Source organism: Mesorhizobium sp. M0751 (assembly GCF_040320265.1).
GTDB lineage: Bacteria > Pseudomonadota > Alphaproteobacteria > Rhizobiales > Rhizobiaceae > Mesorhizobium.
The window spans coordinates 72,984-84,076 of record NZ_JAMYPH010000023.1; the positions used below are offsets into that span (position 1 = coordinate 72,984).

11 protein-coding genes are annotated in these 11,093 nt (G+C 64.0%); 5 read left to right on the top strand and 6 right to left on the bottom strand.

Annotated features, from left to right (window positions below; genetic code table 11):
• Positions 1 to 13 precede the first annotated feature (13 nt).
• The gene (locus NKI19_RS27590) at positions 14 to 1,237 is read left to right on the top strand and encodes an MFS transporter (RefSeq protein WP_352565585.1); all 1,224 of its coding nucleotides are present in this window, start codon (positions 14 to 16) and stop codon (positions 1,235 to 1,237) included.
• Here the strand turns inward: NKI19_RS27590 and NKI19_RS27595 are convergent.
• Entirely contained in the window at positions 1,234 to 1,581 is a 348-nt protein-coding gene (locus tag NKI19_RS27595; RefSeq protein WP_352491781.1) for a GFA family protein, read from the bottom strand. The two genes, NKI19_RS27590 and NKI19_RS27595, sit on opposite strands and share 4 nt — an antisense overlap.
• A 120-nt stretch (positions 1,582 to 1,701) precedes the next feature.
• Here NKI19_RS27595 and NKI19_RS27600 point away from each other — a divergent pair, with 120 nt between their 5' ends.
• Positions 1,702 to 2,997: an amidase gene (locus NKI19_RS27600; protein ID WP_352491780.1), complete on the top strand. Its 1,296-nt coding sequence runs from the start codon at positions 1,702 to 1,704 to the stop codon at positions 2,995 to 2,997.
• A gap of 14 nt (positions 2,998 to 3,011) precedes the next feature.
• Here NKI19_RS27600 and NKI19_RS27605 read toward each other — a convergent pair whose 3' ends face one another.
• From NKI19_RS27605 to NKI19_RS27625, 5 genes are read right to left on the bottom strand one after another with little or no spacing between them, the layout of a single operon-like run.
• Positions 3,012 to 3,395 (bottom strand): hypothetical protein, encoded by a 384-nt coding sequence (locus tag NKI19_RS27605; protein WP_352491779.1) that lies wholly within the window; start codon positions 3,393 to 3,395, stop codon positions 3,012 to 3,014.
• 43 nt (positions 3,396 to 3,438) lie between these two features.
• Positions 3,439 to 4,419: a hydroxyacid dehydrogenase gene (locus NKI19_RS27610; protein WP_352491778.1), complete on the bottom strand. Its 981-nt coding sequence runs from the start codon at positions 4,417 to 4,419 to the stop codon at positions 3,439 to 3,441.
• 1 nt (position 4,420) lies between these two features.
• On the bottom strand, positions 4,421 to 5,137 hold the full coding sequence (locus tag NKI19_RS27615; protein ID WP_292661187.1) for a FadR/GntR family transcriptional regulator: 717 nt from the start codon (positions 5,135 to 5,137) through the stop codon (positions 4,421 to 4,423).
• Position 5,138: 1 nt separating this feature from the next.
• A complete protein-coding gene (locus NKI19_RS27620; RefSeq protein ID WP_352491777.1) occupies positions 5,139 to 6,308 on the bottom strand; it encodes a mandelate racemase/muconate lactonizing enzyme family protein in 1,170 nt (389 codons plus the stop codon).
• A 54-nt stretch (positions 6,309 to 6,362) separates the two neighbouring features.
• The gene (locus tag NKI19_RS27625; RefSeq protein WP_023675190.1) at positions 6,363 to 7,250 is read right to left on the bottom strand and encodes a sugar phosphate isomerase/epimerase family protein; all 888 of its coding nucleotides are present in this window, start codon (positions 7,248 to 7,250) and stop codon (positions 6,363 to 6,365) included.
• A 392-nt stretch (positions 7,251 to 7,642) separates the two neighbouring features.
• Between NKI19_RS27625 and NKI19_RS27630 the strand changes: the two genes are divergently transcribed.
• The 3 genes from NKI19_RS27630 to NKI19_RS27640 all read left to right on the top strand — a co-directional run bounded on the left by NKI19_RS27630 (position 7,643) and on the right by NKI19_RS27640 (position 10,930).
• A complete protein-coding gene (locus tag NKI19_RS27630; protein ID WP_352491776.1) occupies positions 7,643 to 8,698 on the top strand; it encodes a sugar phosphate isomerase/epimerase family protein in 1,056 nt (351 codons plus the stop codon).
• A 153-nt stretch (positions 8,699 to 8,851) separates the two neighbouring features.
• Positions 8,852 to 10,039 (top strand): Gfo/Idh/MocA family protein, encoded by a 1,188-nt coding sequence (locus NKI19_RS27635; RefSeq protein WP_352491775.1) that lies wholly within the window; start codon positions 8,852 to 8,854, stop codon positions 10,037 to 10,039.
• A 36-nt stretch (positions 10,040 to 10,075) separates the two neighbouring features.
• Positions 10,076 to 10,930, top strand: a complete 855-nt coding sequence (locus tag NKI19_RS27640) for a sugar phosphate isomerase/epimerase family protein (RefSeq protein ID WP_352491774.1) — start codon at positions 10,076 to 10,078, stop codon at positions 10,928 to 10,930.
• Positions 10,931 to 11,093 lie beyond the last annotated feature (163 nt).

The window sequence follows — 11,093 nt, forward strand, 5'->3', positions numbered from 1 at the left end:
ACGGAGATCCCTCATGACCGAACCCGCGACAGGCGTCATGGACGCCGTTCTCGACCCATCGGAAACCGCCGAACGGTCCGAACCCGCATGGGGGGCGGTGGTCTCCCTGGCACTCGGAGTCTTCGGCCTGGTGACCGCGGAATTCCTGCCCGCCAGCCTGCTGACGCCGCTTGCGCAGGATCTCGGCATCACCGAAGGCGCCGCCGGGCAGGCGGTAACGGCCACCGCTGTCATTGGTGCGATAGCGGCGCCGACCATGGCCATTGTCACCAAGCGGCTGGACCGCAGGCTGGTCATGTGGGCGCTGACGGTGCTGCTTGTGCTGTCAAACCTGGTAGCCGCGTTTGCGTCGTCGCTTCCCGTTCTTCTGATCGCCCGCATCATGCTTGGCATTAGTCTCGGCGCCTTCTGGTCGATGTCGGCTGCCATGGCGATGCGGCTCGTTCCGATGCGGCTGATGCCGCGCGCCATGTCGATCATCCTCACCGGCGTTTCGGTGGCAACTGTCTGTGCGGCTCCGGTCGGCGCCTATGTCGGCGATATCTGGGGATGGCGGACGGCGTTCATGATCGCCGCGGTGGTCGGCGCGCTGGCGCTGCTGGTGCAGGTGGCTACCATTCCGAAGCTGCCGCCGGCAGGTACGGCAGGTTTTCGCACGCTGCTGGAGGTGATGAAGCGGCCGATGATCAGGGTGGCACTGCTGGTGGTGTTGCTGGTCGCCTCGGGACACTTTGCCGGCTTCACCTATGTCCGCCCGTTTCTCGAGAAGGTGCCTGCGCTGGACATCGAGACGATCTCGCTTGTGCTGCTCGCCTACGGCATTGGTGGCTTTTTCGGCAATTTCGCCGGCGGCTTCATTGCCGAACGCAGCCTCAAGGCAGCCGTCAGCCTGGCGCCTCTGCTGATCGCGTTTTCGGCGGTGTTGCTGCTGGTGGTCGGAGCCTCACCCGTGGTGGCTGCAATAGCAGTGGCCAGCTGGGGCTTTGCCTTCGGCGCCGTCCCAGTCGGGCTGCAGACCTGGCTGGTGCGGGCCGCCCCCGATCAGGCGGAAAGCGCCGGCGGGCTGATGGTTATGACGTTCCAGGTCGCCATCGCGTTGGGTGCCGTCTTCGGCGGCCTGCTGGTCGACAATGCCGGCGTTGCCAGCGCCTTCGCCTATTGCGCGGCGGCGACGTTGCTTGCGGCACTGGCGGCGTTCTTCCTTGGCCCCAAGCCGATCGACGATCCCAAGGCCTAAATCGAACGGCCGTCGAAGTCGAAGACCGGCACGGCGGCCACGTCCAACGCCTCGATGCAATGAATATTGATATAGGCACTTCGCCCGCTCTCTTCGCCGACATCCTCGGCGAAGGGGTGAATGCCGCAGCTGCGGCAGAAGCGGTGGGCGATGACGTGGTTGCCGAAGCTGTAGCGGCCGAGATCATCGCCCCAGGCAAGCCCCCGCATGCTCTCATGCGGCACTGCCCATAGCAGTGCACCCTTGCGCGAGCAGATCGAGCAATTGCACCGAACGGCTCCGGACAACTCGCCTTCGACTTCGAACGCGACCTTGCCGCAGTGGCAGCTGCCTTTGTAGAGCATCGGGCCTTCCTCCTTCGGTTCGACAGGTGCAAATCCGACCGTGCCGGGCTATGTCTCCTGCGGCCAGCTTCTGGCTGCTGCCTTAAGACGTTGCAAGCGCGCGGAGTCCGACACCGAAAGATGCAATCAGCCCGTGATCGCCTCGAAGCAATTCTTTCGCGTCTTGCCGCTCGCGCGGGCGATGAGAGCGTTTTCGTAAAGCTCTACCCGGAAGCCGCACGGGCGGCGGCGGACGCCGCCGATGCGCGGCGAAAAGCCGGCGTGACGTTCGGGCCGCTCGATGGGGCGATCGTCTCGATCAAGGATCTGTTCGATGTCGCCGGCGAGCCGACCACGGCGGGCTCTTTGCTGCTCGCCACGGCTGCTCCGGCGCTGCAGGATGCCATTGTCGTGCAACGGCTGCGCCAGGCCGGTGCAGTCATCCTCGGCAAGACCAGCATGACCGAGTTCGCCTTCACCGCGATCGGCGTCAATCCGCATTACGGCACGCCCGGCAATGCAAGCGATGCCAGCCGTATTCCGGGCGGCTCGTCCTCAGGCGCCGCGGTTTCGGTCGGCGAAGGCACCAGCGAAATCTCCATCGGTTCCGATACGGGTGGTTCGGTGCGCATTCCGGCATCGCTGAATGGCGTCGTCGGTTTCAAGCCGACGGCGCGGCGCGTGCCGCTCGCGGGTGCGTTTCCGCTGTCGGCCACGCTGGACTCGATCGGTCCGCTGGCCCGCACCGTCGCCGAATGTGCGGCGGCCGATGCAGTGATGTCGGGCGAAAACCTGGCAGCACTGTTGCCGCTGCCGCTGGACGGCCTGCGCATCGGCATTCCGCGCGGCGTGCTGTTCGATGATACGCAGGAAGAGGTCGCGACAACGTTCGACGGGTGTCTTCGCAAGATGGAGCTTAGCGGCGCACGGCTTGCGGAACTGTCGATCGACGACCTGCTTGCCGATCTGCGCGCAGCCACCAAGCGCGCCTCGATCGCGGCGATGGAAGGGGCGGAGATCCATGCCGACTGGCTGGCGGCGGGAGCTGCGACGCCGGTTGATCCGCGGGTAAGCGGACCATTGTCGCGCGCCGCCGCCATTCCGGCCACGGTCTATATCAGGGCAATGCGCCGCCGCACGGCACTGGCCGCCGCAATGGATGAGCGACTGGCGTCGGTCGACGTGCTGGCCCTGCCGACCACGCCGGTGACGGCGCCGACGATCGTCTCGATGACCGACGACGAGGCTCTGTGCAACAGGACGGAAGGCCTTCTGCTGCGCAACACGCAGGTCGCCAACCAGTTCGATCTATCAGCCATCTCGCTGCCCATGCCGGGAATGACGCGTCCGGCCGGGCTGATGCTGGTGGCGCGCAATGGCCATGACCACGACCTGCTGCGCATCGCAGCGGGCGTGGAGGCGCTGCTTGCAAATTGATGCGATAGCGCGTGTCAGCGCGACGAGCAGTGGCCGCGTTCGCTGTCCTTGGCGGCGCGTTCGATGCTGGTGGCAACCAGCCAAGGCAGGGTGTACCGCTTGCCGTTGAAGGTCCGGGTGCGGTTCTCGATCGAGCCGACAACAACGACCTTGCCGGCATAGAGCTTGTCCGAAAGATCGAGGGCCTTGTCTTGCTGCGGCAGGCGATCGATGTCGATTGAAACGCCTTTGATGAGCTTACCAGTAGCGAGGTCGAGTGCGCTGTTCGATGGACAGGGTGCCGCCACGCAGCGCAAGCCGTTGTCGCAGAACACGTAGCTGCCCTGTCCGTTGGCGAAGGCTTGCGCCGTCGCCACGCAGAAGCCGGCCGTCAGCAGGAATTTTGTGACGTTTACCATGGCCGGCACCATCGCCGGCGAGTTCGGGAAAATTGAGGCGTTCTCAGAGATCGACAGGGAACCGCCGCCGGTAGTGCTCGGCCACTTCGGGGTTGCGTAGATTGACCGGCAATCTGTTGGCCAGCACCAGCAAGGCTTCGCCAGCCGCGCCGACGCCCATGCGCATCATCGACTGCTCGGTGATCCCGGCCATGTGCGGGGTGACGATGACGTTGTCGAAGCCGAAATAGGGATGGTTGGGCGGCAGCGGTTGTGTTGCAAAAACATCGAGCGCAGCGCCGCCGATGCGGCCCTTCTGCAAGGCCTCGATCAGCGCGTCGTCATCGATTACCGGCCCGCGCGAAACATTGATCAGCAGCGCATCCGGCTTCATCCGGTCAATGCGCTCCCGGCTGATCAGCCCCCGTGTTTCCGGCGTCAGCGGGCAGCACAGAACGATGATGTCGCTCTGCTCGATGAGTGCATCGATCGACAGGAAGCCGACCCTGTCCGGCGCCGGCCGCATGCTGCGGGTCGTCGCCACCACATTCAGATCGAACCCATGTGCCGCGATATGGCCAACCGCCTGGCCGATCGCGCCGAGGCCGACAATGCCAATCGTCTTGCCCGCTAGCTCGCTGGCCACCACCGTGTGTTCGCGGCCCGCCAGCCAGCCCTTCGCACGCAAGTCGCGGTCCAACACACGAAAGTGCCTAAGCAGCGCCAGCGCCGCGAACATCACATATTCGGCGACGGATCGCGCGTTCACCCCCGGCACGTTCGCCACCAGCACGCCGGCCGCATTGGCCGCTTCCAACGGTACCATGTCCAGCCCGGCGCCGTGGCGGATCGCGGCCCTGAGCTTCTTCGCGCCTTCGAAAAGCGCCGCAGGCAAGGGAGCGCGAACGATGATGACATCGGCGTCCCTTGCCTCGGCGGCAAGCGTGGCCGCATCGAGGGCGGAAGCAACGACGAGTTCGCCGGCCCCTGTCAGCATGGAAGCGGCACGAGGGTGCAGTCTGTGTGTTGACAGGATCTTGGGCATTTCAGGCCTTTTCGAGCGCTGGGCTTTCCGGCTCCGCCCCGCGCCCCTCGATCAGCCCCTTCCAGTAGCTTTCCGCGCCTTGCAGGTGGGCGCTCATCAGCGCCTGGGCGAGATTGCCGTCGCGGCGCAGCAGCGCCTCGTAGATCTGGATATGCTCGGCATGGGAGCGCACGCTGCGTTCGGGATCGTTGAAATAGATCGGCAGGCGCAGCTCACCCATCATGTAGTAGACGCTGCAGATATTGTGGAAGACGCTGTTCTTGGTCGCCCGCACGATCTCGAGGTGGAACTCGCGGTCTTCCCGGGCAAGGCCTTCACCGGCGGCGATGCGATCCTCGGAGGCCTTCAGGATCTCGCGCAGCCGCTCGAAATTCTCCTCGGTGGCGCGTGAACAGGCAAGTTCGGCGGCCTTGATCTCGTGGATCTTGCGCAACTCGACCGTCTCGTAGATCTGGACGGGATCGAGCGGCAGGCCGGCGCGGGCGAACAGCGCCATCGCCTCGACGCTCGCCTGCTTCGTATCGATGTAGATGCCGGATTTCGCCCGTCGCTCGACGATGCGCATGGCCTCGAGAATGGCCAGCGCCTCGCGGATCTGGCCGCGGCTGACGCTGAAATGCTCTGCCAGTTCGCGCTCCGACGGCGTGCGGCCCGTCTCCTTGTCCGAATGGGAGAACAGATAGGCGGCGAGTTCCGCGAGAAGGTTTTTTTCTTTCATGTCAGCCGTGTTGCGCGTGCGCCTCCAGGAACCGCTCCGAAATGGTGAATCCCAGCCCGGGTCTATCAGGGATCGCTACCATACCGTCCTTTGCTTCGACAGTCTCTTCGATCAGATCGTGGATCATCGGGTTGGCGCCGAGCGAATATTCGACGGTGAAGCTCGCCGGCGAAGCAGCGCAGACATGCAGCCCGGCAAAGAAGCAGGGCGCGCCGGCCCAAAGATGCGGCGCAAAGCGCAGATTGAAGGCGCTGGCGATGGTGCCGATCTTCATCGCCTCGCTGATGCCACCGCAAAAGGCCGGATCCGGCTGGAAGATATCGGCGGATTTGAGTACGGCGAGGTCGCGGAAGGCATAGCGCGTCGCCTCGCTTTCGCCGGTAGCGATCGGTATCGAGCCGCAGGCACGCACCTCGGCCATGCCGGGCTTGTCGTCGGCGATCACCGGCTCCTCGAACCAAGCGAGATCGAGGTCGCCGGCGAGATGGATGAAGCGCTTGGCTTCGGCCACCGTGTACGTGCCGTGCGCGTCAACCATCAGGTCGATATCGGGACCGAGCGCCTGTCTTGCGGCGCGGACGCGAGCCGCCGAGATATGTGGGGCGCCGTCCATCGCACCGACGCGCATCTTCAGCGCCTTGAAGCCGCCCTTGGCGATGTAGGACCGCAGCTGGTCGCCGATGGCTTCCGCGGTGGCCCAGCCGCCGGAAGCATAGGCCGGCATGCGGTCCAGCTTGCGGCCGCCAAGCAGCCGCCAGACCGGAACGCCGAGCGATTTGCCGAGAATGTCCCACAATGCGATGTCGACGGCGCTGATGGCGGCGATGCTCATGCCCCGTCGTGCCAATTGCGGCATGGCATGGCCGGCGCGAGCGGCGCTGTCGTGGCGCGTACCATTATAGAGCATCTCCCATATGACGGCGATGTCGGCCGGGTCGCGGCCGACCAGCTGCGGGCCGACCTCGTAGTTCAGCAAATGAACGAGAGCGCCGTAGCTGCCGGCGCTGCCGGCAGCATTCTTGCCTTCGCCCCAGCCGACCAGACCGTCGTCGGTTTCAATGCGCAGGATGGCGGCGTCGAACGTCGCCACCTGACCGAAGTCGCTGCGGTGCTGCTTCGCGGCTTCGATCGGTATGCGGACCCACCAGGCTTGGACCGTCTTGATGCGCATGTTCATCCTCGGCCCGGCCGCGGTGAGGCGGAAGGGCTTTTCCAAACGGCTCGGCTACTTGATCAGCGGCAGCAGCGTTTCCGCGTTGATGCGCATCTGGTCGGTGTAGAATTTCTCCGTGAGCACGCTGGAGCCGTGGTCCTGAATGAATTTCAGCTGCTCCGGCGAGATGTCGACGGGGTTGCGTTCGACCATGTCGGGATAGGGGGCAGCCGGCGTGCGGTCGACGGGGGCGACGAATTCATTGGTCAGCGCGCCGTCATAGCCGATCTCCTTCAGCGTGCCGACGATCTTCGGCCAGTCGATCTGCCCGAGGCCGGCGGCGAAGCGGTTGTTGTCGGCGACATGGAAGTCGTACAGGCGCTTGCCGACCTGCCGGATGGCATCGTAGACGTTAAATTCTTCCATGTGGATGTGGTAGGCGTCGAGGCAGACGCCGCATTCGGGGCTGACCGCATCGGCCAGCGCCAGTGCCTGGGCGCCGCGGTTGAACAGATAGGTCTCGAAGCGGTTGAGCGGCTCGACCGCGATCTTGACGCCGACCTTCTTGGCGTGGGTGAAGCATTCCCGGGTGGCGTCGACCACCCATTTCCATTCCTCTTCCTCGGTGCCGTCCGGCACCACCTTGCCGACGGTGGCCGGAACCAGCGTGATGATCTCGCCGTCGAGCTCGCTGACCATGGTCAGCACGTCCTTGACATATTGCACCGAGCGCTCGCGCTGGCCCTGATCCTTGGCGGCGAGATTGCGCTCGCCCAGCATCAGCGTCACCGCTCCCCAGCAGCGAATGCCGTACTCGTTCAACAGCGCGCGCGTCTCCTTGGGCTTGTACTGTTCGGGTTCGCCGGAGATCTCGATCGACTCGTAGCCGAATTTCTTGATGCGCTTGAGCGTCGTTTCCAGCGGCTCCGCCCGCATCCAATTGTGCGTCGAAAGATGCATGGTCTATCCTTCCCAGAATCGCCTGTACCAGTTCGCCTGCGGCGCACTCTGCCGAAGCGTGCCGCATGATTCCTCCCCAAGGCGTCCCAGCATTTTTGTCAAACTGGTTCGACCAATTGGGCCTGATGGGAGGTCTACAGTAATTTCATCTGGACGGCAAGAACTGCTGAAATCAAGCGTTTGTTCCTGGCTAGTTCATTGATTCTGCTTAAACATGTGGCCTAACTCGGTATGGTTGCAGGACTGCGGCAGCGCGTCAAATGGCTTGACCAGATTTCGGCATTTGGTAATACCAGAATAGCGGCGCCAAGCGCGCTGTGCAAAGAGACCAAAGCGGCTGGCCCTGTTTTCAATCGGCGCTATGCTTGGTCGTGAAACATAGGGAGATGCCGATGCCGACGACGATGAAGGGGCCTGGTCTGTTTCTGGCGCAGTTTGCGGGCGACGCCGCTCCGTTCAATTCGCTGGGCTCGATCACCAAATGGGCGGCCGGTCTGGGCTACAAGGGCGTGCAGATCCCGACATGGGACGCTCGACTGTTCGATCTCGAGAAGGCAGCCTCCTCCAAGGCCTATTGCGACGAGGTGAAGGGCATCTGCGCCGATGCCGGCGTCGAGATCACCGAACTGTCGACGCATCTGCAGGGGCAACTGGTGGCGGTGCATCCCGCCTATGACGCGCAGTTCGACGGCTTTGCGCCGGCTGCGGTGCACAACAATCCAAAAGCCAGGCAACAATGGGCGGTCGAACAGATGAAGTTCGCCGCCAAGGCGTCGAAGAATCTCGGGCTCAAGGCGTCGGTGTCGTTTTGCGGCGCCCTGGCCTTCCCATACCTCTACCCCTGGCCGCAGCGGCCGGCGGGATTGATCGAGGAAGCATTTGCCGAACTCGGCAAGCGCTGGAAGCCGATCCTCGACGTCTATGACGAGAACGGCGTCGATGTCGGCTACGAAATCCATCCGGGCGAGGACGTGTTCGACGGCGCGACGTTCGAGATGTTCCTCGAGGCGGTCGGCGGCCACAAGCGCTGCAACATCAACTACGACCCGTCGCATTTCCTGCTGCAGCAGCTCGATTATCTCGAATTCATCGACATCTACCACGAGCGGATCAAGGCGTTCCACGTCAAGGACGCCGAGTTCAATCCGACCGGGCGGCAAGGCGTCTATTCCGGCTACCAGAGCTGGACCAACCGCGCCGGGCGTTTCCGCTCGCTTGGCGACGGGCAGGTGGATTTCGGCGGCATTTTCTCCAAGCTCACCCAATACAATTACGACTCATGGGCGGTGCTGGAATGGGAATGCTGCCTCAAGCACCCGGAGGATGGTGCGGCCGAAGGCGCTCCCTTCATCCAGCACCACATCATCAGGGTGACGGAAAAAGCGTTCGACGATTTCGCCGGCGGCACGACCGATAAAAAGGTGCTGCGCGGCATGATGGGGATCTAGCACAGATATCCCTCCCCCTCGAGGGGAGGGTGGCCCGGAGGGCCGGGTGGGGTCGGTCCATGCCGAGCTTCATGGCCGCCAACCCCACCCCGACGCTACGCGTCGACCCTCCCCTCGAGGGGAGGGGTATCTCAGATAACGAGGGAGAAAATCATGGTTGGCGCATCGAAGACGGAAACGGGAGGCGGTCCGATCCGCTACGGCATGGTTGGCGGCGGACAAGGCGCCTTTATCGGCGCGGTGCACCGCATCGCGGCGCGCATGGATAACGAGTTCGTGCTGGTTGCCGGCGCCTTGTCGTCGAATCCGGAGCGCGCCAAGGCCTCGGCGGCCGAGCTTGGGCTCGATCCGGCACGCAGCTACGGCTCCTATGCCGAGATGGCCAAGGCGGAGGCCAAGCGGCCGGACGGCATCGAGGTGGTGGCCATCGTCACGCCGAACAATGTGCACGTGCCGGCCGCCAAGGCTTTTCTCGAGGCAGGCATCCACGTCATCTGCGACAAGCCGCTGGCGACGACGCTGGCCGAGGCAAGGAAGCTGGCGGCGCTGGTCGACAAGACCGGCAAGGTGTTCGTGCTGACGCATAACTACACCGCCTATCCGATGGTGCGGCAGGCACGCGAGATGGTGGCCAAGGGGCAGCTCGGCGACATCCGCATCGTGCAGTCGGAATATCCGCAGGACTGGCTGACCGAAGATCTGGCCGCCACCGGCCAGAAGCAGGCTGCGTGGCGCTCAGACCCCAAGCAGGCCGGTGCCGGCGGTGCGCTGGGCGACATCGGCACGCATGCCTACAACCTTGCCCGTTTCGTCTCCGGGCTGGAGCTCGATTCGCTGTCGGCCGATCTTGATGCCTTCGTGCCGGGGAGGCTGCTCGACGACAACATCAATGTGCTGCTGCGCTTCAAGCCGATCGGCGGGTCGCACCCGGCCAAGGGCATGATCTGGGCAAGCCAGGTGGCGCCCGGCCACGAGAACGGGCTGAAATTGCGCATCTACGGCTCGAAGGGCGGGCTCGAATGGGTGCAGGCCGATCCGAACTATCTCTGGTACACGCCGTTCGGCCAGCCGAAGCAGTTGATTACCCGAAACGGCGCCGGCGCACTTCCCGTCGCCGGTCGCGTCAGCCGCGTTCCGCCAGGGCATCCGGAAGGCTATCTCGAAGGTTTCGCCAACATCTACCAGGAAGCCGCGCGGGCTATTCGTGCGGCGCGCCGGAAGGGCGGCAAGCCGGCTAAGGATGTCGTCTTCCCGACCGTTCAGGACGGCGTCGAGGGCATGGCCTTCATCGAGGCCTGCGTGAAGTCTTCGAAGAAGAACGGGGCGTGGACAAGCCTCTAAACAAGCCTGCAGGCGAATTCATGCGGAGGGGCGTCGATGAAAATCGGCATGTGCATGCTGTTGTGGACGACCAGTGTCTCGAAAAAGCACGAGCCGTTGTTGAGGGACATCAAGGCGACCGGCTTCGACGGCGTCGAAATACCGGTCTTCTCCGGCACGCCGGACGACTACAGGAAACTCGGCGAGCTGCTCGACCATATCGGGCTGCAACGCACCGCCGTTTCTGCCATGGGCGATCCGGCGATGAATTTGATCTCGGCCGACGCCTCGACGCGCAAGGCCGGTATCGACTACATGAAATCGGCGATCGACTGCGCTCAGGCGCTTGGCGCGAACACGTTGAGCGGCCCGCTGCATTCGACACTTGGCGCCTTTTCCGGCAGCGGGCCGACGGCGGCCGAGAAGAAGCGCTCGGTAGCCTCGCAACGCGCCATCGGCGATCATGCCGGCAGCAAGAATGTCACCATCGGGCTCGAGGCGCTCAACCGCTTCGAATGCTATCTGCTCAACACGATGGACGATTTGTCGGAGCATATCGACGCGATCGACCGGCCGCACATCAAGGCGATGTACGACACCTTCCACGCCAACATCGAAGAGGCCGACCCGATCGGCGCCTATACGCGCAACCGCAAGAACATCGTCCATATCCATATTTCGGAGAACGACCGCGGCGTGCCGGGCCGCGGCCACGTCCCCTGGAAGGAGACATTCTCCGCCATCCGCAAGAGCGGCTATGACGATTGGCTGACGATCGAGGCGTTCGGCCGCTCGCTGAAGGAGCTGGCCGCGGCCACCAAGGTGTGGCGCGACTTTTCCGAAGGCCCGGAAGCGGTTTATCGGGAGGGATACAAGCATATCAAGGACGGCTGGAAGAGGGCGGCCACCTAGGCCGCGGTAGGCGCCTTTCGGCCGACGAGCGTCGGCGATCCTTCGCCCCCCCTTTGTCCTGCCGGCTTCTGGCGAGGGGATCACCCCTGCTCGGCCTGGATCCTGTTATAGTCGTGGATCGTCCTGCTCAAGCGGCGGCGCAGGAAATTGGAAATGTTGTCGA